This is a genomic window from Halobacillus sp. ABH2_015 (assembly GCF_056158945.1).
Map to the genome: position 1 here is coordinate 2,192,111 of NZ_JBSWUG010000002.1, position 21,070 is coordinate 2,213,180.

The window sequence follows — 21,070 nt, forward strand, 5'->3', positions numbered from 1 at the left end:
TTCTTATTTTTTCTCAGCGAGCCATTCTGCCAGCTGAGTGGCCTGCTCACCGGTATAAAGACCTGCAGGCATCTGTGATCCTTTACCATTGATGATAATGTCCTGGATCTCTTCTGCTGAATAACGGGAGCCGACTTCCTGAAGATTCGGACCTGCGCCTCCACTCAAGTCACCGCCATGGCAGCTTGAACACTTGTTCTGGTACATTTCTTCCGGATCAGCGGATGCAGTTTCTTCCGTCTGTTCTCCTCCGCCTTCTTCCTCGCTTTGAATCGCTTCACGTTGGTTGATACCGGCAGAAGAAACAATGATCATGGCTACGATCCCCAGTACAGCGATAATTGCAAATGGGATCACAGGGTTCTTTCTCATGAATGGCAACCTCCTTATGTATTCCCTATATGAATTTTTCGCGTCTATTCGACTATTTTTATTTTATATGAAAACCGTTACTTATTAAAGGCTTAACCACCGAAAACTTATAAAACAATGAAAATGATCCACAAAATGACAGCGGTTACGCCACTCCATAATAAAAACCTGATTTTCATAAACACTCCGACGCTGATCCAGATAAGAAAATGAAACAGCATCGTTATGTAGACAGCCTGGACGGATGTTGTCCAGTGATCCACTACGAAGATGGACATTATTAGAAGGATCAACAAACCGTTCACAAAAGGTATCAAATACCAGTCGGTCCGTTTATAGTGTAACCATCCACTTATAAACCATACCGATCCTACAAAAAACGACAAAAGCCCTGTTTGCATTATGAACCCCATTTGAGTAAAATAAATGACAAGTAATGTAAGGGGTATCATAAACAGGCTGAGCAGAACAAAGGCCGGGACCAGCAGCTGTACGGTCTGTACAGGAGCATGGCCGGGTTTTTCTTCCTCGCCTTTGGTGTACAACGCCAATAGAAAGTCACAGTATTCCGCGGGTAGAAGCCTGCTCTCTTTCCAGTACTGAATCTCATGAATGATGGTTTTCGTACGCTCATCCTGCATACTTTCCTCCAAAACACAGGTAAACTCAAGATCCTCCTACATAGGCGTTGTAAAAGAACCTTGAGTCTACGGCTGTTCTTATTCCATAAAGTCTTTCAGGCGTTTGCTGCGGCTCGGGTGTCTCAGCTTACGAAGAGCTTTCGCTTCGATCTGGCGGATTCTTTCCCGGGTTACTCCGAACACTTTTCCGACCTCTTCGAGTGTTCGCGTACGTCCGTCATCAAGTCCAAAACGGAGGCGCAGGACATTTTCTTCTCTATCTGTCAGTGTGTCCAGGACGTCTTCAAGCTGTTCCTTCAATAGTTCATAGGCGGCATGGTCAGATGGGGAGGTTGCTTCCTGGTCCTCAATGAAATCACCAAGATGGGAGTCGTCTTCTTCCCCGATCGGTGTTTCCAGTGATACGGGCTCCTGGGCAATCTTAAGGATTTCACGGACTTTATCCGGTGTAAGATCCATATCCTGTGCAATTTCCTCTGGTGTCGGTTCGCGGCCGAGATCCTGAAGAAGCTGCCGCTGCACACGGATCAGTTTGTTGATCGTTTCCACCATGTGAACCGGAATACGGATGGTACGTGCCTGGTCGGCAATCGCACGGGTAATCGCCTGTCTGATCCACCATGTAGCATAGGTACTGAATTTGTAACCTTTGCGGTAATCGAATTTTTCTACCGCTTTGATCAGACCCATGTTCCCTTCCTGGATTAGATCAAGGAAAAGCATGCCGCGGCCGACGTAACGCTTGGCAATACTTACAACGAGACGAAGGTTGGCTTCTGCCAGATCCCTTTTCGCTTCTTCATCCCCATTTTCTATACGCTGGGCAAGACTGATTTCATCTTTGGCTGATAATAGATTGACGCGGCCGATTTCTTTCAGATACATACGGACCGGGTCATTGATTTTCACACCTGGAGGTACACTCAGGTCATTGAGGTCGAATTCCTCTTCCTTATCGAGCTGCTTGATACTAGGGTCCGATTCAGAATCACCGATGACCTCTACGCCCTGTTCATTCAGGTGCTCGTAAAATTCATCCATTTGATCGGAGTCGAGTTCGAAGCTGGATAATTTCTCAGCCACCTCTTCATACGCGAGGATTCCGCGTTTTTTCCCTAACTCTACGACCTGCTCTTTGGCCTGCTCCAGTGTCAATTCCGTCTGATTTTCAGTTTCTTTAGAACGTGATGGCTGTTGTTTCTTCTCTGCCATAAGTCCCCCTCCTTCCAACAATCTATCCAAACTCTACCTGATTACGCTTTTAATTCTTTTTTCCGTTTTATAATCTCCATCGCAATTTCCGCGGCCTTGATCGGCTCGTTCTGCTGTTCAGCCCGCTTCAACTCGGATTCCAGGCTCTTAATATCCGTTCGATCCCAGTTTTCCAATCGAATCCGCTCTATATAATCATGGATTTCCTGATCGGATACTTCCTCACTGACGGGTGCCATTGCGAGCTCGATCACGAGGTTTTTGATGGACATATCCTCAATCATTTCAACGAACTGACTGATATCTGATTCATTGCCGTCTTCATAATATGCGTAAAGATGTGTGACAATGACCTGATGATCTTCTATATTGAAAGCCCCTCCTATTTCCTCCTGAACTTTATCAGCAATGTAGGGATCTTTCAACATATATGCAATCAGCTTTCTTTCCGCATTATGAAACGCAGGAAGAAGCTTGTTCTGAACCGATGTTTCCCTCTTAGGATTAGTATATCGGTTCTTTGGCTCATTATCCTTCACACCCTGCTGACTTCTTATCTGACTGATTTCCTCTTTCAAGGTTTCCAGAGATAACTGAAATTCAGAGGACATCTCATTCAGGTAATGCTCTCTTTCGACCGCACGATCCAGAGTGGCAATCTCCTGTAGTACTTTTTCGATATAGGCGATACGATCTCCTTCCACCTGCAGGTTATAATCCCTGCGGAGATAACTCATCATAAAGGAGATGTACGTGTCGCTGGTATCAAGCACTTCCTTCTTGAAACGGTCCCCGCCATGCCGCTGGATGAAATCATCCGGATCCAGACCGTCGGGCACGCGGGCCACAAACGTCTGACAACCGATGCTTTTTGTCAGTCTGGCAGCCTTGACAGCCGCCTCAATCCCGGCGCGGTCACCGTCATAACAGACGATGATCTGATCCGTATACTTTTTCAACAAGTTGGCCTGTGTACTGGAAAGCGATGTCCCCATCGTCCCTACTGCATAAGGGATACCCGACTGGGCAGCGGATATAACATCCCCGAACCCTTCGAATAGGACAACGGTTTTTTCCTTACGTATGGAGGACCGGGCAAGATCGAAGTTATAAAGCAGCCGGCCCTTATGAAAGAGTTCCGTTTCCGGACTATTCAAGTATTTGGGCTGCTGCTCTCCAAGAGCTCTTCCTGCAAAAGCCACGGTCTTTCCCAGGTGGTTGCGCAGCGGAAACATGACCCTTCCGCGAAAGCGGTCGGCATAATTCCCCTGATCATTCACACTCAGCAGGCCGGCTTTGACCATCGTCTGGGGGTGAAAGCCTTTTTTCTCAAGAAAAGTGACGACGAAATCCTTATCATCCGGTGAATACCCGAGCTGATACTTCTGGATGGTTTCTTCTGTAAAACCTCTGTCCAAAAGATATTCATAGGCTTTCCGGCCGTCCTTGGAATTCTTTAACAAATGATGGTATAATTTTGTCAGCCACTGGTGTGCTTCAAGCATCGCCTGTGATTCCTGATTATCCGCACCGGTGTAGTTCTCCTCAGCAAACTGCTCTGGAATTTCCACACCTGTGCGTTCAGAAAGCTGCTTGAGGGCCTGTATAAAACTGTATCCTTCCATTTCCATAAGGAAGGTGTAGACATTCCCTCCCTTTCCACAACCGAAGCAATGGAAAATCTGCTTATCCTGCGAAACGGAAAAAGAAGGCGTGTTTTCCCCATGGAATGGACAAAGGCCGAAATGGTTTCTCCCCTGCTTTTTGAGGTCAACATAATCGCCGATCACTTCCACAATGTCGGCTGATTTCCGAATCTCATCTACTTTTTCTTCTGGAATGTGTCCAGCCATATGATCACCATACTACTCAATTATTCTCTTCCAAAGGCTAAATTCCTTCATGATCAGACAACAAATATTGGAAAGTTTCCCGGAACTCTTCTCTGTGCTTGTCCGTAAAGGCGGAAGGCCCCTTCCATTTACGCTTCTGCTTCATCGTCTGCTGCCGGATAAACTTCTGGTTCATAATGTGATCCGCATCGGTTTCCTTTATCAGTTTTCCTCGCGGCGTCATCACATAAACCCCTTTAGAGGTCAGGAGAACAGCCAGCGACAAGTCCTGCGTAATGACCACATCTCCCTTGGCAGCTGCATTCAAAATGTAAAGGTCTACAGACTGGGAACCATCATCAACAAAGGTCCACGATGTCTGTGACTTTTCTGTACTGAAATGATTAACCGTAGCAATGAACCTGGCCGTCACGCCGCAGTCCGCACTCATTTCCTCGATTTCCTTCTGAACGGGACAGCTGTCTGCGTCCACCCAGACCGTTCGATGTATTTTTGGCATAGTATCAATATTTCTACAGCAAGCGGTAGAATCCTCCTAAAAAGCAAATGTTTTATTTTTCTGAAAAATAGACAATGTGCGTAAGGAGTAAAGATCCTGCAGATATGAAAACCGGACCTGTCAGGATTTTTCCACAAAAAAATATTATAATACATTTCTCCTGTGAATGCTATGTCTAATTTTACCTAATTTCATTCTTCCCAACAAAAGCCGCGCTTAATCAAAGCGCGACTTTTTGAGATACTGCATTATTCCTGAGCATCTTTCCTCAGCTTATTCATAATGATATTCGCCGTTTCCTCTACAGCTTTATTAGAGACATCAATAACCGGGCAGCCGATTTTATCGACGATTCTGTTGAAATGCTCCAGCTCCTGGCTGATCCGTTCAAGGTTGGCATATGTAGCCTGATCACCGAGTCCCAGGGATTTCAAACGTTCCTTCCGGATATCATTCAGCTTTTCTGCACTGATTTTCAAGCCGATGCATTTCTCCGGGTCCACCCGGAACAATTCAGACGGTGGCTGGACTTCCGGAACAATCGGGACGTTTGCCACTTTCAGCCTTTTATGAGCAAGATACTGGGACAATGGAGTTTTGGACGTTCGGGATACGCCGATCAAAACGATATCTGCCTTGGAAATGCCCCGCGGGTCACGGCCATCATCATACCGGACAGCGAATTCAATGGCTTCCACCCGCTTGAAATAATCCTCATCAAGCTTGTGGACGAGGCCGGGTTCCAGTCTCGGCTGTATTTGGAGGTGACTTTCCATCGCTTCCATCATCGGCCCCATGATATCAACACAGCGGACTCCGTGTTTTTCGGCTTCCTGTTTCAGGTGAATCCTGTACTCAGGAACGACAAGGGTAAAGCCGATCATGGCATCGTGCTCTTTCGCTTGAAGAACAGCTTCGTTAATTGTCCCTTTATCTTCTACATAAGGGATGCGCTGAAGATCAAAAGGTCCGTCATCAAACTGACTCAAACAAGCCTTGGTAACAAGCTCAGCGGTCTCCCCTACGGAATCGGATAGTACATAAATTAATGGTTTCTCCATACTGCCCCTCCTAATCCTGAATCAAATATGCTGATCGCGTGCAAGTTCTACAAGGGCTTTGGTTATATTCGTTTTCGTTAACCTTCCAACGACCTCAAGCCCATCCTCTGCAGGATTCACGACCGGCAGTCCGTCGATCTGTTTTTCTATTAACTGCTGGGCGGCGTCCAAAAGGAGATCCTCAGGTTCACATATCGTAATATTCGGCATCCGCGTCATAATGATATGGACCGGGATGGACGTTAAGTCCTTCGATCCTATGCTTGCCCTCAGCAGGTCCTTTCTGGAAAGGACGCCGACAAGATGGGATTTATGGTTCGTGACAAACAATGTTCCGACATCTTCAAGAAACATCGCACAGATCGCATCATACGCCGATACGTCTTCCTCTACAACAATCGGGAGGGACTGGTATTCCCTCACTTTGAACTTTTTCAGTTTTTCCGTGAAAAGTTCAGAACCTGTTTTCCCCGTGAAAAAATACCCCACCCGCGGCCGCGCATCCAGATAGCCTGCCATGGTTAATATAGCAAGATCCGGACGCAGAGTCGCCCGTGTTAATTCCAGTCTTTCTGCGATGTTCTCTCCGGTAATCGGTCCATTATCCTTCACAATTTGAATAATCTGCTCCTGCCGGTTTGATAATTCCAAGTTCTCACCACCCTGAACGCTGAATGTGACATACTATTCTTCATTATACCTCATTTTCCTGAATGGGTAAAAGAAGGGTGCTTAGAACTGTTGTTTCCACTCGATTCGTGTCAGATCGGCATACTGATAAATGTCTTCAGAAATCTGCTTCAACAGGCCGAGTCGGTTGGCTTTGACTCTTTCATCCTCTGCCATGACCATGACCGCATCAAAGAAGGCGTGAATGGAGTCTGCCAGTTCGGACAAGGTCTCCAGTGCCTCTTCGACAAGGCCTTCAGACATCTGACGGCTGTACGATTCATGGACCGTTTGGAAAACATCGTAAAGCTGCTGCTCTTCTTTGTTCTCAAATAGATCCGGATTCACCGCGTCTGCATCGGCTTTTTTCGCTAAATTTAATACGCGGCCGAGGGCCTCCTGGACAGGTTTGAAAGAAGGTTCATTCCGCTTTTCAACCAGGAGTTCTGCTTTTCTTCCTGCAACAGGGAAATGACCGATCCCCTGGGCGAGAACAGCTTCCACCACATCGGGATCCACTTGTTTTTCACGAAGCAGGTAGGCCGCACGGACACGGAAAAATTCATGAAGATCGTTGTGAACTTCTTCTTCCGATCTCGTAGGGAGTTCAAGCTCGATATAGAACTGATGAACAAGATCGATCAGTTTCTCGACGGACACGGACCAGCCACGGCTGTTCAGGGTTTGAAGAATACCGAGGGCCTGTCTTCTCAACCCGTATGGATCCTGGGATCCTGTTGGTACACGACCAATAGATACACTGCCGACGATCGTATCGAGCTTATCTGCGATGCTTACAATGGATCCGATTGTAGATGCCGGAACTTCACCATTGGCCTGCCGAGGCATATAGTGTTCATTGACAGCTACAGCCACTTCCTCATCTTCGCCAAACAGACGGGCATACTTCTCCCCCATCACTCCTTGAAGTTCAGTGAATTCATCGACCATCTGGGTGACAAGGTCAAATTTGCAGATTTCCGCAGCACGGGTAGCTTTTTGTTTTTCTTCTTTACTCAGGTGGAGCCATTCACTCAGTTTGCCAGTAATGGCTGTTATCCGCTGAACCTTATCCGCAAGCGTCCCAAGTTCCTCCTGATAAACCATACGGGAAAGCTTCTCCATCTTCTCATCGATGCTTCCCTTCTGATCTTCCTCATAAAAGAACTGCGCATCTTTCAAGCGTGCTTTCAACACCTTTTCGTTTCCTCGGGCTACGATATCAATGTTCTGGTCGTCGCCATTACGCACACCGACGAAATATGGCAGCAGCTTGTTATCATGGGAGCGGACAGGGAAATAACGCTGGTGCTCTTTCATGGATGTAATCAATGCTTCTTCAGGCACCTCCAGGAATTCCTCTGAGAATGCGCCGCTGAAAACAGCTGGATATTCCACCAGATGGGTCACTTCTTCGAGAAGCTCCTCATCTATCATAAGCTTCCAGCTCTGTTTCTCTTCCAGCTGTTTAAGCTGGGTTACAATTTGGTCCTGACGCTTTTCCACGGAGGCCATCACGTATTGATCAGAAAGCGTCTGTTCGTAGTGATCCGCACTCGTGATGGTTGTTTCTGATCCAAGGAAACGATGACCGAATGTCCGGCGGTCTGTATGAACGTTCTCAATCTGGAAAGGAATCACCTGCTCCCCGAATAAAGCCACCATCCAGCGGATCGGGCGGGCAAAACGGAGGTCACGGGCTCCCCAGCGCATATTCTTTGGAAAATTCAGAGAAAGAAAAACCTCTCCAAACTGCTCAAGCAGAGCGGCTGTTTCCTTTCCTTCAATGAACTTACGCACGTGCACATATTCTGTACCCTTGATTTCCTTGAAGTAAATATCATCAACGTCTCTGCCCTGCCCTTTCGTAAATCCAATGGCAGCCTTCGACCAGTTCCCTTCTTCATCCAAGGCAATCTTTTTAGCAGGGCCTTTCGCCTCTTCCTCGACGTCCGGCTGCTTATCAGCAACTTCTGTGATTTGGACAGCCAGTCTTCTCGGTGTGGCAAAGCCGTGAATATCACCAAAAGGAATCCGGTTATCTGTCAGCCACTTCTCTGTCTTATCTTTCAACTGGGCAAGAGCATCATTAATAAAACGGGCAGGAAGCTCCTCCAGGCCGAGCTCAAATAATACAGTCTTACTCATCTGCTCCACCTTCTTTCTTCAACATTGGGAATCCGAGGCGTTCCCTTTCTTCTACATAGGTTTTCGCAATTTTACGGGCAAGGTTCCGGACCCGTGAAATGTACCCCGTCCTCTCTGTGACACTGATGACGCCCTTAGCGTCCAGGAGATTGAACGTATGCGAACACTTCAGCACGTAATCATACGCCGGGAACACGAGTCCCTCTTCCATGATGCGTTCCGCTTCTTTCTCATAGGTCCCAAACAAATCAAAGAGCATCTTTTCATCAGACGCTTCGAACGTATAAACGGAATGTTCGTATTCCGGCTGTGTGAAGATATCTCCAACTGTCACGCCATTGGTCCACTCCAGTTCAAATACGTTTTCCTTATCCTGGATATAGGACGCCAGACGCTCAAGTCCGTACGTGATTTCCGCTGAAACCGGCTTCGCTTCCAATCCACCGATCTGCTGGAAGTACGTGAATTGAGTGATTTCCATACCGTCCAACCATACTTCCCATCCAAGGCCGGCGGCTCCAAGTGTCGGGTTTTCCCAGTTATCTTCAACGAAGCGGATATCATGCTTCAACGGATCGATGCCAAGGGCACGCAGGGATTCTAAATACAGCTCCTGGATGTTATCCGGGGATGGTTTCATGATGACCTGGAACTGATGATGCTGGTACAAACGGTTTGGGTTCTGGCCATAGCGTCCATCAGCCGGACGACGGGACGGTTCTACATAAGCTACGTTCCAAGGTTCCGGACCAAGGCTTCGAAGCAGTGTCATCGGAGACATCGTTCCTGCCCCTTTTTCCGTATCATAAGCCTGCATGAGCAGACACCCCTGGCTGGACCAGTGATTCTGCAGGGTTAAAATCATATCTTGAATATTCAAGTCTTTTCCTCCTCCTAATAGTGAGCGGATAAAGAAAATCCCGCCCCTATGCCTGAATCAGACATAGGGACGGGATTTCCGCGGTTCCACCCTAATTGCTCTTCTATGTAGAAAAGCCACTTTAAAAAACTGCTCCAGAGCGCCTTCACTGAATGGTTCCCGCCTGACTTTCACCGGCTCAGGCTCGCTTGTGGAGAACGGGGTTCAGCTACTCCTCTCTTTCACTGCAGTACGTATATTTGATATTAGAATCATACTCTAGTTGCAAGGATGCTGTCAAACCTCACTCAGAAAATAAATCAAGCTGCTTCAAAAACTTTTTGGATTTGATAAAATATCCGCCGTAACGGTCATAGTATTCATCCATCAGCTGACGGAGCAGCTTTTTATTTTCTTCCTTCATGGTAATCTGTCCGAGTCGTTTTACATCAATATGTAAAAATAAACGCAGCAGCTTTGGAAGCGGATCCGGCAGGCCGTAGGCTCCGGGATCGATATGCTTGCAGCGGTAGCAGAGAAGACCGCCTTCGGACATGGAAAAGGAATACGGACCTTCTGTACTGCCGCAGTTCAGGCAGTGATCAACCACCGGCGCAAATCCGGCCTTTTTAAAAAGCTTCAATTCATACATCATAGTGAGGATGTTCGGATCTTTATCTTCATTCATCCACACCATCGTCTGCAGAAGCTGTTCAAAAAGAAAAGGATCCGGTTGTTTTTCTTCTATGAGCTTGTCGGTCAGCTCTGCAATGTAGGAAGCATAGGCTGTTTTGACAATATCCTCGCGGATGGAACGGAGGGAGGATAACATTTCCCCCTGGCTCATAGATCCAAGTCCGGATCCTGACTGTATGAGATACATTCCGTGAATAAACGGCTGGGATACAGATGCCATCCGGCTCTTCGGCTTCTTAGCGCCTCTGGCCATGACACCTATTTTCCCTTTCTCCCTTGTCATCATCGTGACTATCTTATGTGTTTCCCCATAATTATTAGTACGGATCACAAGGCCTTCCACTTTGTCCATCAAGTGTATCACCTGCTCCGTTTACGAATTTTGGTCATTCGTTGTCAGGGGATCAGGGGAGGAAGCAAATGGTTCCTGAGACTGTTGTTGATCCTGCGACTCAAATTCTTTCATCATCAAGTAAGTTTCCACACTTCCCGTCTGCCTGAAAACGTTCCATGAAAGGTTGTCGAGCACAAGAAACACCGCCTTTCTTTTATTCGCTGATACCATTTACATTCTTATCTTGCTTTCCCCGGCCTGATCTATAAGGCTTAATTTTTTCCAACCTTTAGTATTCGTCGTCCCTGTAACCGAAATCGCTGAGTTGAATCTGCTTGTTCCGCCAGTCTTTCTGTACTTTCACCCACAGTTCAAGATACACTTTACTGCCGAGCAGGGATTCAATATCCTTACGGGCTCTCTTGCCGACTTCCTTCAGCATGCTGCCCTGCTTCCCAATAATGATCCCTTTTTGAGATTTACGTTCCACGATGATCGCCGCCTGGATATAAACGCCGGGAGCATCTTCCCTGGGCTTTATCCCTTCGATGACTACAGCAATCGAGTGCGGAATTTCCTCCCGCGTCAGGTGAAGCACCTTTTCACGGATAAATTCACTGATGACAAACCGCTCCGGGTGATCGGTAATCTGGTCTTCCGGATAAAACTGCGGACCTTCCGGCAGATGGCTTTTTAAAACCCCGAGCAGATGGTTGACGTTGTTACCTTCGAGAGCGGAGATCGGTATGATTTCTTCAAAATCATACATGTCCTTGTACTGCTCAATCAACGGCAGCAGCTTGTCCGGGTGCACCCGGTCGATTTTGTTAATGATCAGGAAGACAGGCTGGTTCACGCGTTGGAGACGATCGATAATGAACTGATCCCCGCGCCCGTATCCTTCTTCTGCATTGATCATAAACAGGACGGCATCCACTTCATTGAGCGTATTTTCAGCTGTGTTCACCATAAAATCGCCGAGTTTGTGCTTTGGTTTATGAATACCAGGGGTGTCGATAAAGACCATCTGGGATTCTTCATCGGTGTAGACACCCTGGATTTTGTTTCTCGTTGTCTGGGGCTTATCACTCATGATGGCAATTTTCTCACCAATTACGCGGTTCATGAACGTGGATTTACCAACGTTCGGACGGCCCACAATCGTAATGAAGCCTGATTTGAAATTCTCTGTCATACATGTTCCTCCAATAAAATCTAACCTTTAGGTTCTTCTATATTCTATTATAACATCCCGTAAGGTCTACCGTTACATGAATAAAGCAAGGAGCTTCGGCCCGAACAGGAAAACACCTACGACCACAGATCCACCGGCAGCCGTAAGTACGGCACCTGCCGCCACGTCCTTGACAGCTCCCACGGCCGGGTGACGGTCCGGATGCAGGTGGTCCAGCAGTTTTTCAATAGCGGAATTAACCATCTCTAATGTCAGGACCAGAGCGATTGTCACCGTAAGAACAGCCCATTCCACCAAGGATAACCGCAGGATTCCGCCTGCTGTTAAGGCCAGAATGGCAGCCGCGGTATGAATGCGGAAATTTCGCTCCGATGTCCAGACCAGTTTGATGCCTCTCCATGCATAGGCAAATCCTATTCCTTTTTTCTTAGGATCGCTGGAGCCCGAATTCACGGAGAATGTCCTCCTGGCGGGTGAACATCTTCTTTTCATCCTCTTCATTCAGATGATCATATCCCAGCAGATGGAGGAACCCGTGAAGAGCAAGGAAACCGAATTCCCTTTCCAGAGAGTGATGATAATCCTCCGCCTGCTCCTTGGCCTTGTCCACAGAGATGACGATATCACCGAGCATCATTGGAAGGTTCTCATCCAGAATATCCACTTCGCCTTCCCCTGTCTCCTGCATGGCAAAGGAAATGACGTCTGTCGGCTCATCCTTCTGGCGGTAGTTGCGGTTGAGTTCCTGAATTTCTTTATTGTCAACAAAGCTTACCGATACTTCAGCATCTCCAGTGATGCCTTCCCGTCCACCTGCAAATTCAAGAATGCGCTGGATCATATCAACAAAAGCTTCGTCTACAGAGTTCGTTTCATCGTGAAAATCAATCGTGATCACTTGTCTTCCTCCTTATTAAGGGCTTATTAAGCCTCATCCATAGTAACTGCGTCTGCTGCAGGGTGTTGTAATTATGGGCCTTTTTCTTTCCGGCCATAAGACCGCTTTTCCAAGTGAAAAGCTCCCCTCTCCCCCTATCATATAGGGTGTCATGCTCCAAGGCAAATGGTTCATGGTAAGCGGACACAAAAAGAAATAAGACCCGGGGAGGGTCTTATTGTTTGTCGCCTTCATATGCGTCAATGATTCTCTGTACAAGCGGGTGACGGACAACGTCCGACTGATCAAGCTTAATGAACGATGCACCTTTGACATACCCAAGCGTCTCTTCAGCTACACGCAGCCCTGACTTTACGCCTTTTGGCAGGTCGACCTGGGTAATATCCCCGGTGATGATCATCTTCGATCCAAAGCCAAGCCGGGTCAGGAACATTTTCATTTGTTCAGGGGTGGTGTTCTGCGCTTCATCCAGAATGGCAAACGCATCATCCAGGGTCCGGCCCCTCATATAGGCAAGCGGGGCGATCTCGATCGTCCCCCGGTCAATCAGTCTTGCTGTGTGTTCTGCTCCGAAAACGTCATGAAGAGAATCATACAGCGGCCGTAGATAAGGATCCACTTTTTCCTTCAAATCCCCGGGCAGGAAACCAAGGCTTTCCCCGGCTTCAACGGCAGGCCGTGTCAAAATGATCTTTTTTACGTCTCCATTTTTCAGGGCATTGACGGCCATAATGACAGCTAAGTATGTTTTTCCGGTTCCGGCCGGGCCGATTCCGAATACAAGATCATGATTTTTAATAGCAGCAATATAATTCCGCTGACCGAGAGTTTTTACCCGGATGGACTTACCTTTAGAGTTTTTCGTGATTTCGTCTTCAAACAACGCTTCAAACTGATTGATTTTCCCTTTTTTTGCCAGTTCCACGGCGTAGACAATGTCACGCTCTGTCACGGACAGTCCTTTACGGATCAGAGCAAGGACACTCAGAAGAATATCCTCAACTAATTGAACATGTTCCGCCTGTCCGGACACCCGGACCTGACCGCCGCGGGAGATGATCGTCACCTGCAGCTGTTCTTCAATTTGCTTTAAATTACGGTCCTCTGTCCCGAACAGGGCCAGAGTTTCTGTTGTATTATCCAATTGGATGTCCATTGTTTTCAACTCTTCCGGCATACTCAATCTCCTTGACTAATATACTTGGTCTCTGCAATGTTTTCATAAACTTTGTACAATAGGATTAATTTTACTTTACCATGCTCCTCACTAAGGTGCAAAACTTTTTCATCTTTGATTTCCGCTCCCGGTTCAAGCTCCTGCAGCAGGCTCTGTCCCGCAGCCTTCCGTCCTATTTTCTCGATTTCCTTGCGGGATAATTCCATCGCATCTGTATCAATGGAAAAATGGTCTACGCGTTTCATGTTCAAAGGGAGGGAATAAGAAAAAATTCTCCAGTCTGTGGTTACGTTTTCGTCTCTGTAGCTTCCATCCGTTCCGCGCCACCACCCCCATACCGGAACAGACCAGCCTCCAATTTTAAAGTGATACTCGGTTTCTACAGTGCCGTCAGTGAGTGTAACGATCTGCTGAAGGGGAAGCTCCTGCTCCACCCGATACCATGTCTCTGCTGTGACATCCCCCTCTGTGTGGACAAACGTATCCCCTTCTTCGACAAGTTCTCCTGTGGCGAGGACCTGTCCTTTCTTTACGACATCATAGACAGACACAAGCGGCCGGCCTTTTTTTATAAAGGTCTGAACGATCATCCCTTTCTTGGATGCGACGAGATTGGAAGGCTGGTTATCCTGATTCGTATCATGCCTGGTCTTTTTCACACCGTACAACTGGTAGCTTGTCCCTTGTTTTTTCACCCCGATCCATAACAGATCCGGAATATCCTCCAACAGCATCTGCTGGATATCGTTTGGATCCTTCATGCCGATGGTCAACCGTCCCGGGGATACTCCATAACTGTTCAGCTTCTTTTCAACCGCTGCCTCTAATTCAGGCGTCAACCCCTCCACCTTGATCGACCACAATGTATTCGCCGCCAGAAAGATGAGAACGAGCGCAGCCAGAAAAGCGGCCGCCACGGAGAGCCGCCTCCGCATGAGCTTGTATAAAAAAGGAACGCCCTTCCCTTCCTTGATGGTCAGGCGGCACTTGTATTTTCTCCGGAGCGATCGGAGGATTTTCCAGTCCTTGAGCCGGATGGAGAAGCGGACCGTCGTTTCATCCAGGCGCCTCAGACTGGTCACCCTGCACCCGCGCCGCGTGCACGCCTGTAAAAAAGGTTCCAGCAGTGGACCGGAAGCCTCGATGGTTAACACACCCTCAACAAATCCCCGCTGGTTTCCCATAAGACTCATCCTCCTTTGGAATCAGGAAAAAACTCGACAGATTTCAACTCCCCTTCCAGGAGGAGTTCTTCTTTCAGCATCATTTTCACTCCGAGGTCTCTGCCAACAATCCGGACCTGGCCCTTTTTGTATTGAATCCTTACTTCTTCCTCTGAAAAATGCAGGAGGCCTGTATGATTTTCTATGTAGACATGTATGGAGCCGATCGTAGTAATTCGTGGTAAATCCAGCATCACATCAGCCGGAAGGTCAAAGTAACGGCCGATCCATGTTCTAATCTGCTGCTGCCATTTTGGCATACAACGCCCCCCCTTCTTTTCATTTATACGAAAAACGCCCGAATTGTATCACTACAATTCGGGCGTTCGTCTATCTTTTTCGGGGATGCGAGCGATGCGGCTTGTGCGCACGCGGGGGTCCAAGAATTTCAGCCATTACAATTCCTTCGGCCAGTTTTTTCTTATCCCACTTCCGCGCCTGCTCTACCAGAGGGCCGTCCGTCGTTAACGGAGGAGCCTTCGTCGAGGCTTTCCGGCCTGCCGGAGGGTTTTCCTCCATCGGGCTGGATTTCTCTGCGTTATAGACCGGAGAATCCGTTATGCTCCGGCCATTGTTGTATCCAGAAGCGTCAGACCTTGATTTTTCCGCTATTTCTTCCAGACGCTTCTGTTTTTCTTCATAATACTCGCGGAGACGGCCTCCTTTATCTTGCTGACCCTCTTTTTCCTGCTGCGGTTCCCCCTGGGACTTATTCGGATAAGGACGGGGCGCCGTTTGTTTCTTCGGAGCTCCCGGCTTTTGATCCTTTTCTTTTGACATCCCGCTGAACCAGCTTATAATACCACCGATAATCGCAGCGACGATGACAAAATTACTGAATATCAATTCAATAAGATCTGCCATATGCATGCTCCTTTAAGTCAGCGAGGATTTACTTATCTTCTTCGGCTTCTTCATCTGATGTGCGGCCGAGCGTATTTCTCATATCCGTATCAGCATTGATGTTCTGATAGTTCATGTAATCCATGACGCCCATTTTTCCGGTACGAAGAGCTTCTGCAAGGGCTTGAGGAACCTGTGCTTCTGCTTCCACAACCTTCGCCTGCATTTCCTGTACGCGGGCGCGCATTTCCTGCTCCTGGGCAATAGCCATCGCACGTCGTTCTTCTGCTTTCGCCTGGGCGATGTTTTTATCCGCTTCTGCCTGGTCGGTCTGAAGAATCGCACCGATGTTTTTGCCGATATCAATATCAGCAATATCGATGGAGAGAATTTCAAATGCCGTTCCTGCATCCAGCCCTTTGCTCAATACATTTTGAGAAATACGATCTGGATTTTCCAATACTTTATTATGATTTTCACTGGAACCGATGGTCGATACAATTCCTTCACCAACACGGGCAATGACGGTATCTTCACCAGCACCACCGACAAGACGGTCGATATTGGCACGAACGGTGATACGCGCTTTGGCTTTCACTTCAATTCCGTCCATCGCCACACCAGCGATAAATGGTGTTTCAATCACCTTCGGATTGACACTCATCTGTACGGCTTCCAGAACGTCACGGCCGGCCAGATCGATCGCAGCGCAGCGTTCAAAGCTCAATTCGATATTCGCTCGCTGAGCGGCAATCAGCGCATTGACCACACGGTCGACGTTACCACCGGCAAGGTAGTGGCTTTCCAGCTGGTTGGTATTGACGTTGACGCCGGCTTTATGGGCTTTAATCAACGGGTTGATGACCCGGGAGGGAATAACCCTTCTCAATCTCATTCCAACAAGCGTAAAGATATTGATCTTAACTCCGGCTGCCAGGGCACTGATCCAGAGCATGACCGGGATAAATGTGAAGAGCACAGCCAGTACGATAATAATGATACCGATAATGATAATCGGCATGAGTTCCTGCAATGTCACGTTGTTTCCTCCTCTTTTTTCAGTTCACGGACCACGATTCGTGATCCTTCGGTTTTCATGATTTTTACTTTCTGATTCACTCCGATAAAGACACCTTCGGTAACGACGTCCAGCCGTTCGCCGTCAAATTCAGCCGTTCCCGACGGCCGCAGCGGTGTCACGGCTGTCCCTTCAAGACCAATCAGATCCAGACGGTTGACCGATGAAACATATCCCTGCTCTGATGAGGTGGAATCATTCAGAATGATGTGCCGGAAAAAGCCACGTTCAAGCCCCATCGTCTTAAACAGGATGACAGATACTATTACAGTTACCAGAAGTGCAATACCAATGCTCATCGCCATATGTCCCATGTCCGCTGAAGAAAGCATCAGAGAAAAGACGACGGCCGCTACCCCGGCAATTCCGGCTATCCCACCCGGCAGAAAGAATTCGGCAACAATAAGACCGATCCCCAGCACGAGTAAGATGATGGCCTCATAGCCGGCAAGACCAGCAACAATATGACCATAGAAAAACAGCACAAGAGCTGTAACGCCCATCGTTCCCGGGATGCCGAACCCTGGTGAGTAAAGCTCCACCACAAGGCCGAGACTGGCCACTGATAATAATATCGGTATGACAACCGGATCTGTTAGAAAACGGGCTGCGTTTTCTGATAATGTCGGGTTCTGCTCCACCACTTCCGCTCCGGATAAAGAAAGCTCACTTAATAATTCGTTCCGGTCTTCGACAATTCCTTCTGCATAGCCTACTTCTTCCGCTTCCCCCGGCCCAAGGGTAAGGAACTCGCCCTCAGGAGCCCCGTAATCCGGAAGGTCGATGGCTGCATCGGCCATGGCACGGGCGTAAAGTGGATCTCTTCCATTCGTCTCTGCTGCAGCAGCCATGGAGGAAATCCAGGCGGACTGGGCCTTTTTATCAGCCGCTGTCCCATCTGAGTTGATCACTCCGGAAGCCCCCATAGTCGCCTGCGGCTTCATGTATATGTTATCGGCGTTCAAGGCGATGTAGGAACCCGCCGAGTAGGCACGGCTCGTTACAAACGCTGTGTTAGGTATATCAAGATCCTGAAAAATTTCTCCAATTTCTCCTGCCGCATCGACACGGCCTCCGGGTGTATCCACTTCAAAAATAATGTGATCGACACCATTTTCCTCAGCTTCACCTGTCGTCCTCTTCAAAAAAGCGGCCATTCCACGTTCGACGGTATCTTCAACCGGAATGACGTAAACCGTTTCCCCTTCTCCTTCTGCTGCAGCAAAATCAAAACTGAGCACCAAAGAAGCGGCGGTTCCAAGCATAAACAATGTCAGCCAGAGTCGTAAACGCCAAGTTCGTGTCATCGAACAATCACCCCCTCTTTTATCTTCCCCTCCGTATACTTCCTATACGAATGACAAAGTAAAAAGTTTCGTTTAAAAATAAAAAGGCCTCTCTTTCTACAGAGAGGCCTTTTATATTTACGATAATTGCTGAAGAACGAACTTATTGACCTGTGAACCATCGGCTCTGCCTTTTACTTTAGGCATGATGGCACTCATCACCTTGCCCATGTCGCTCTTGGAAGCAGCTCCTACTTCCTCGATTGTTTCATTGACAATCTGTTCAAGTTCTTCATCAGTGAGCTGTTTCGGCATATATACTTGTAAAATCTCAATTTCACGCTCGAGTCCTTCTACAAGATCGTCACGTCCAGCTTCTTTGAATTCATGGAGGGAATCATTTCTCTGTTTTACCTCACGAGATAAAACAGTCAATGCTTCTTCTTCAGATAATGAATCTTTACCCAATTTAATTGCTTCATTTTGCATAGAAGCCCGAACCATGCGGATTGTAGATAATTTTTCCTTATCCCGCGCCTTCATGGCTGTTTTCATGTCCTGGGTCAGACGGTCAGTGATCGTCATCTATTCAACACCCTCTTTGATTACTTACGCTTTCTAGCCGCCTCAGACTTTTTCTTACGGCGTACGCTAGGCTTATCGTAATATTCACGCTTACGATATTCCGCTAATGTACCACTCTTTGATACAGAACGCTTAAAGCGACGAAGAGCATCTTCAAGAGACTCGTTTTTACGAACGCGAGTTGTATTTGACATGCTAATTTCCCTCCCTCCGAAGCAAACAAAACTGTTTCTCTTGTATGGGACCTCCCATACCTTTGACAATTATAGTATATGGATTAAGGATGGTCAACTTTTTTTATAAGAAAAAGGGTCGATGAAGGATTGTTTTTTTATCTTTTCATCAAGCTTTATGTACTCGGAACGACCTAAATATAAAGGAATGTGAAGGTTTTTAAAATTGGGAAGACCTCTGTTATTAAAAATTTCAGGAATGTAGGAACAGGAGGTAATGGTCCCGGTCACCCAGTCATGATCTCCGGTTGGAATCATCTGATCAAGGCTGCATTCATAACTAAGGTAGGCCCTCTCCAGGACGGGACCTCCGTCCTTCCCTCTTTTCCATGCCTGACCGAAACTGGAAGCTTTATCCGTATCCACCCCGGATGTACTTCCGGCATATTGAATAAAAGCCGCCTCCTCATAAGGCAGAAAATTAATCGTGAATGCACCGGCCTCCTGGATCAGCTGGTAGGAATAACGTTCTCTTCCCACCGCCACTCCATACATCGGCGGTTCCATAGATAAAAAGGAATGCCACCCGGCTGACATGAAATTCACTTCTCCATTACACTCACTGCCTACAACGGCCACCATTCCTGGATAGCTGTGCATTTTCAATGATTGTTTTTCCATTCCATTCTTCCTTTTTTAAATAGTGTATCAAAAAAAGGAAATTAAAAAAAGCGGCCGTAAGAGGCCGCTTTCGACATTTTAATAATCAGATGTTCCTTGTCCACCACTGATAATTGCTTTACCAGAGCTTGCACCAATACGTGTAGCGCCGGCTTCAATCATCGCTTTAGCTCCTTCATAATCACGGACGCCTCCAGAGGCTTTAACCCCCATGTCCGGTCCTACGGTTTTGCGCATCAAGCTGATATCCTCCACCGTAGCTCCACCACCAGAGAATCCAGTGGATGTTTTCACGTAATCAGCTCCAGCTGCTTTCGCCAATTCAGAAGCTTTCACTTTTTCTTCTTCCGTTAGAAGAGAGGTTTCAATGATGACTTTCACAAGAGCTTTTCCTTCAGCTTCACGAACGACAGCTTCGATATCCTGCTGCACGTTGTCGTAATTTCCTGATTTCAACTCTCCAACGTTGATCACCATGTCCACTTCTGTGGCTCCTTTTTCAATCGCCTGCTTCGTTTCGAAAGCTTTTGTTTCTTTCGTAACGGCTCCAAGCGGGAAGCCGATGACTGTGCAGACTTTTACATCTGTATCCGCCAGCAGTTCTGCGCAATATTCCACCCAGTATGGGTTGACACAGACAGACATGAAGCTGCTCTCTTTAGCTTCCTCACAAATCTGTGTAATTTTTTCTTTCGGTGTATCTGGTTTCAACTGTGTATGATCAATCATTTTTGCAAGATTTTGTTCCATTTCCAAACGCTCCTTTATCATAGGTTGTACGTACCTCTCCACTATCTTAGCATGAAAGCGGTTTGATTGCGAGAGTTAACGAAGTGGTTCAGGCTTCCTCCAACACGTAGGACAAAGCGGATAAAAAGTAAAGCGGAGCTGTTTCCATCCGCAGAATGCGCGGTCCCAGCCGGATGGATAAGAATCCGGCGTTCTTGAAGGCTTCCACTTCTTTTTCAGAAAAGCCGCCTTCCGGACCAAAAATGACAGCGATGGAGTCGCCGGGTCGAATGCTGCGCAGAACTTCGGAAAACTCCTGCTCAGACTCAATCCTCGCTTCCTCTGCATGGGCGAACAAGCACCAGTCATGGGATGCTTTCAAGTCCGTAATGTCCTTCATGGAATATAGTCCGGAGATAGAAGGGATGACTGTGCGTTCTGACTGTTCACTTGCTTCTTTCGCAATCTTCTCCAGCCGCTGAATTTTCTTGGGCGCTTTTTTTCCATCCCATTTGGCCACAGAGCGGTCGGCCTGATAAGGAATAAAGGAGAATGCACCAAGCTCTGTCCCCTTTTGAACAACCTGTTCCAGCTTGTCCCCTTTACCTAAGCCTGCGGCGACAGTCACTTTGACAGGCAGTTCACGATCTTCTTCAATCCAATGGGTGATGGAGCAGACAATCTTCTCAGAGAGACTGTCAATCCTACATGCAGCAGGTCCATGGACAGGGTGGACCGCAATGAGCTGGCCGCCCTCTCCCATCCTCATTACTCGGCTGATATGATGGACATCTTCCCCGGCAATGGTTACCGACGTATCACTCCAGTACGGAGCGTCTATAAAATAGCGCTGCATAG

The 21,070-nt window shown here is 47.6% G+C and carries 25 protein-coding genes and 1 other annotated feature; all 25 genes read right to left on the reverse strand.

The features are described from left to right. Nucleotides 1–3: 3 nt before the first annotated feature. Nucleotides 4–372: a cytochrome c550 gene (gene cccA / locus ACXAD6_RS11690; protein ID WP_027955373.1), complete on the reverse strand. Its 369-nt coding sequence runs from the start codon at nucleotides 370–372 to the stop codon at nucleotides 4–6. 107 nt (nucleotides 373–479) lie between these two features. Further along, on the reverse strand, nucleotides 480–1,013 hold the full coding sequence (locus ACXAD6_RS11695) for a hypothetical protein (RefSeq protein WP_474969013.1): 534 nt from the start codon (nucleotides 1,011–1,013) through the stop codon (nucleotides 480–482). Nucleotides 1,014–1,091: 78 nt separating this feature from the next. Next, nucleotides 1,092–2,225, reverse strand: coding sequence for an RNA polymerase sigma factor RpoD (rpoD, locus tag ACXAD6_RS11700; protein ID WP_027955371.1), 1,134 nt, complete (start codon nucleotides 2,223–2,225; stop codon nucleotides 1,092–1,094). Nucleotides 2,226–2,266: 41 nt separating this feature from the next. Then, the gene (dnaG, locus tag ACXAD6_RS11705; RefSeq protein ID WP_474969014.1) at nucleotides 2,267–4,078 is read right to left on the reverse strand and encodes a DNA primase; all 1,812 of its coding nucleotides are present in this window, start codon (nucleotides 4,076–4,078) and stop codon (nucleotides 2,267–2,269) included. A gap of 37 nt (nucleotides 4,079–4,115) precedes the next feature. After that, nucleotides 4,116–4,577 carry a DUF188 domain-containing protein gene (locus tag ACXAD6_RS11710; protein ID WP_474969015.1) on the reverse strand — a complete coding sequence of 154 codons (462 nt, stop codon included), beginning with the start codon at nucleotides 4,575–4,577 and terminating at the stop codon, nucleotides 4,116–4,118. Between the two features lie 248 nt (nucleotides 4,578–4,825). Continuing rightward, a complete protein-coding gene (locus tag ACXAD6_RS11715) occupies nucleotides 4,826–5,638 on the reverse strand; it encodes a pyruvate, water dikinase regulatory protein (RefSeq protein ID WP_474969016.1) in 813 nt (270 codons plus the stop codon). Between the two features lie 21 nt (nucleotides 5,639–5,659). Next, entirely contained in the window at nucleotides 5,660–6,289 is a 630-nt protein-coding gene (gene ccpN / locus ACXAD6_RS11720; protein WP_474969017.1) for a transcriptional regulator CcpN, read from the reverse strand. 81 nt (nucleotides 6,290–6,370) lie between these two features. After that, entirely contained in the window at nucleotides 6,371–8,455 is a 2,085-nt protein-coding gene (glyS, locus tag ACXAD6_RS11725; RefSeq protein ID WP_474969018.1) for a glycine--tRNA ligase subunit beta, read from the reverse strand. Further along, nucleotides 8,448–9,335, reverse strand: a complete 888-nt coding sequence (gene glyQ, locus ACXAD6_RS11730; protein WP_474969019.1) for a glycine--tRNA ligase subunit alpha — start codon at nucleotides 9,333–9,335, stop codon at nucleotides 8,448–8,450. Before glyQ ends, glyS begins: the two co-directional genes overlap by 8 nt. A gap of 62 nt (nucleotides 9,336–9,397) precedes the next feature. Then, nucleotides 9,398–9,569: a binding site (T-box leader), on the reverse strand. Nucleotides 9,570–9,618: 49 nt separating this feature from the next. Further along, nucleotides 9,619–10,365 (reverse strand): DNA repair protein RecO, encoded by a 747-nt coding sequence (gene recO / locus ACXAD6_RS11735; protein ID WP_474969020.1) that lies wholly within the window; start codon nucleotides 10,363–10,365, stop codon nucleotides 9,619–9,621. A gap of 18 nt (nucleotides 10,366–10,383) precedes the next feature. After that, nucleotides 10,384–10,539 (reverse strand): YqzL family protein, encoded by a 156-nt coding sequence (locus ACXAD6_RS11740; RefSeq protein ID WP_084163142.1) that lies wholly within the window; start codon nucleotides 10,537–10,539, stop codon nucleotides 10,384–10,386. Nucleotides 10,540–10,633: 94 nt separating this feature from the next. Continuing rightward, complete coding sequence (gene era / locus ACXAD6_RS11745) at nucleotides 10,634–11,539, reverse strand: GTPase Era (RefSeq protein ID WP_027955363.1); 906 nt, start codon at nucleotides 11,537–11,539, stop codon at nucleotides 10,634–10,636. Nucleotides 11,540–11,611: 72 nt separating this feature from the next. Next, on the reverse strand, nucleotides 11,612–11,992 hold the full coding sequence (locus ACXAD6_RS11750; RefSeq protein ID WP_474969021.1) for a diacylglycerol kinase: 381 nt from the start codon (nucleotides 11,990–11,992) through the stop codon (nucleotides 11,612–11,614). Continuing rightward, a complete protein-coding gene (gene ybeY, locus ACXAD6_RS11755) occupies nucleotides 11,967–12,434 on the reverse strand; it encodes an rRNA maturation RNase YbeY (protein WP_027955361.1) in 468 nt (155 codons plus the stop codon). The genes ACXAD6_RS11750 and ybeY overlap by 26 nt, the downstream gene beginning before the upstream one ends. Before the next feature lie 217 nt (nucleotides 12,435–12,651). Further along, on the reverse strand, nucleotides 12,652–13,614 hold the full coding sequence (locus ACXAD6_RS11760) for a PhoH family protein (protein ID WP_474969022.1): 963 nt from the start codon (nucleotides 13,612–13,614) through the stop codon (nucleotides 12,652–12,654). A 2-nt stretch (nucleotides 13,615–13,616) separates the two neighbouring features. Further along, a complete protein-coding gene (yqfD, locus tag ACXAD6_RS11765; RefSeq protein WP_474969023.1) occupies nucleotides 13,617–14,798 on the reverse strand; it encodes a sporulation protein YqfD in 1,182 nt (393 codons plus the stop codon). 5 nt (nucleotides 14,799–14,803) lie between these two features. Further along, nucleotides 14,804–15,097 (reverse strand): sporulation protein YqfC, encoded by a 294-nt coding sequence (gene yqfC / locus ACXAD6_RS11770; RefSeq protein WP_027955358.1) that lies wholly within the window; start codon nucleotides 15,095–15,097, stop codon nucleotides 14,804–14,806. A gap of 70 nt (nucleotides 15,098–15,167) precedes the next feature. Further along, nucleotides 15,168–15,701 (reverse strand): hypothetical protein, encoded by a 534-nt coding sequence (locus tag ACXAD6_RS11775; RefSeq protein ID WP_474969024.1) that lies wholly within the window; start codon nucleotides 15,699–15,701, stop codon nucleotides 15,168–15,170. 28 nt (nucleotides 15,702–15,729) lie between these two features. Continuing rightward, on the reverse strand, nucleotides 15,730–16,701 hold the full coding sequence (floA, locus tag ACXAD6_RS11780) for a flotillin-like protein FloA (RefSeq protein WP_474970418.1): 972 nt from the start codon (nucleotides 16,699–16,701) through the stop codon (nucleotides 15,730–15,732). A gap of 14 nt (nucleotides 16,702–16,715) precedes the next feature. Next, on the reverse strand, nucleotides 16,716–18,023 hold the full coding sequence (locus ACXAD6_RS11785) for an NfeD family protein (RefSeq protein ID WP_474970419.1): 1,308 nt from the start codon (nucleotides 18,021–18,023) through the stop codon (nucleotides 16,716–16,718). 159 nt (nucleotides 18,024–18,182) lie between these two features. Further along, the gene (locus ACXAD6_RS11790; RefSeq protein ID WP_027955354.1) at nucleotides 18,183–18,629 is read right to left on the reverse strand and encodes a GatB/YqeY domain-containing protein; all 447 of its coding nucleotides are present in this window, start codon (nucleotides 18,627–18,629) and stop codon (nucleotides 18,183–18,185) included. A gap of 20 nt (nucleotides 18,630–18,649) precedes the next feature. Beyond that, nucleotides 18,650–18,823, reverse strand: a complete 174-nt coding sequence (gene rpsU / locus ACXAD6_RS11795; RefSeq protein ID WP_027955353.1) for a 30S ribosomal protein S21 — start codon at nucleotides 18,821–18,823, stop codon at nucleotides 18,650–18,652. A gap of 93 nt (nucleotides 18,824–18,916) precedes the next feature. After that, nucleotides 18,917–19,483 (reverse strand): flavin reductase family protein, encoded by a 567-nt coding sequence (locus ACXAD6_RS11800; RefSeq protein ID WP_474969025.1) that lies wholly within the window; start codon nucleotides 19,481–19,483, stop codon nucleotides 18,917–18,919. 78 nt (nucleotides 19,484–19,561) lie between these two features. Continuing rightward, a complete protein-coding gene (gene deoC / locus ACXAD6_RS11805) occupies nucleotides 19,562–20,233 on the reverse strand; it encodes a deoxyribose-phosphate aldolase (RefSeq protein ID WP_474969026.1) in 672 nt (223 codons plus the stop codon). 88 nt (nucleotides 20,234–20,321) lie between these two features. Next, on the reverse strand, nucleotides 20,322–21,068 hold the full coding sequence (locus ACXAD6_RS11810) for a 16S rRNA (uracil(1498)-N(3))-methyltransferase (protein ID WP_474969028.1): 747 nt from the start codon (nucleotides 21,066–21,068) through the stop codon (nucleotides 20,322–20,324). Nucleotides 21,069–21,070: the final 2 nt, after the last annotated feature.

Excerpts from the sequence above, each read along its gene's own strand:
- ACXAD6_RS11715 (WP_474969016.1), bottom strand. The coding sequence starts at position 5,638 with ATGGAGAAACCATTAATTTATGTACTATCCGATTCCGTAGGGGAGACC.
- dnaG (WP_474969014.1), bottom strand. The coding sequence starts at position 4,078 with ATGGCTGGACACATTCCAGAAGAAAAAGTAGATGAGATTCGGAAATCA.
- cccA (WP_027955373.1), bottom strand. The coding sequence starts at position 372 with ATGAGAAAGAACCCTGTGATCCCATTTGCAATTATCGCTGTACTGGGG.
- glyS (WP_474969018.1), bottom strand. The coding sequence starts at position 8,455 with ATGAGTAAGACTGTATTATTTGAGCTCGGCCTGGAGGAGCTTCCTGCC.
- ACXAD6_RS11785 (WP_474970419.1), bottom strand. The coding sequence starts at position 18,023 with ATGCTTGGAACCGCCGCTTCTTTGGTGCTCAGTTTTGATTTTGCTGCA.
- ACXAD6_RS11710 (WP_474969015.1), bottom strand. The coding sequence starts at position 4,577 with ATGCCAAAAATACATCGAACGGTCTGGGTGGACGCAGACAGCTGTCCC.
- yqfC (WP_027955358.1), bottom strand. The coding sequence starts at position 15,097 with ATGCCAAAATGGCAGCAGCAGATTAGAACATGGATCGGCCGTTACTTT.
- ACXAD6_RS11790 (WP_027955354.1), bottom strand. The coding sequence starts at position 18,629 with ATGACGATCACTGACCGTCTGACCCAGGACATGAAAACAGCCATGAAG.
- ACXAD6_RS11810 (WP_474969028.1), bottom strand. The coding sequence starts at position 21,068 with ATGCAGCGCTATTTTATAGACGCTCCGTACTGGAGTGATACGTCGGTA.
- ACXAD6_RS11760 (WP_474969022.1), bottom strand. The coding sequence starts at position 13,614 with ATGCCGGAAGAGTTGAAAACAATGGACATCCAATTGGATAATACAACA.
- deoC (WP_474969026.1), bottom strand. The coding sequence starts at position 20,233 with ATGGAACAAAATCTTGCAAAAATGATTGATCATACACAGTTGAAACCA.
- ACXAD6_RS11800 (WP_474969025.1), bottom strand. The coding sequence starts at position 19,483 with ATGGAAAAACAATCATTGAAAATGCACAGCTATCCAGGAATGGTGGCC.
- rpsU (WP_027955353.1), bottom strand. The coding sequence starts at position 18,823 with ATGTCAAATACAACTCGCGTTCGTAAAAACGAGTCTCTTGAAGATGCT.
- ACXAD6_RS11695 (WP_474969013.1), bottom strand. The coding sequence starts at position 1,013 with ATGCAGGATGAGCGTACGAAAACCATCATTCATGAGATTCAGTACTGG.
- yqfD (WP_474969023.1), bottom strand. The coding sequence starts at position 14,798 with ATGGGAAACCAGCGGGGATTTGTTGAGGGTGTGTTAACCATCGAGGCT.
- floA (WP_474970418.1), bottom strand. The coding sequence starts at position 16,701 with ATGCCGATTATCATTATCGGTATCATTATTATCGTACTGGCTGTGCTC.
- ACXAD6_RS11775 (WP_474969024.1), bottom strand. The coding sequence starts at position 15,701 with ATGGCAGATCTTATTGAATTGATATTCAGTAATTTTGTCATCGTCGCT.
- era (WP_027955363.1), bottom strand. The coding sequence starts at position 11,539 with ATGACAGAGAATTTCAAATCAGGCTTCATTACGATTGTGGGCCGTCCG.
- rpoD (WP_027955371.1), bottom strand. The coding sequence starts at position 2,225 with ATGGCAGAGAAGAAACAACAGCCATCACGTTCTAAAGAAACTGAAAAT.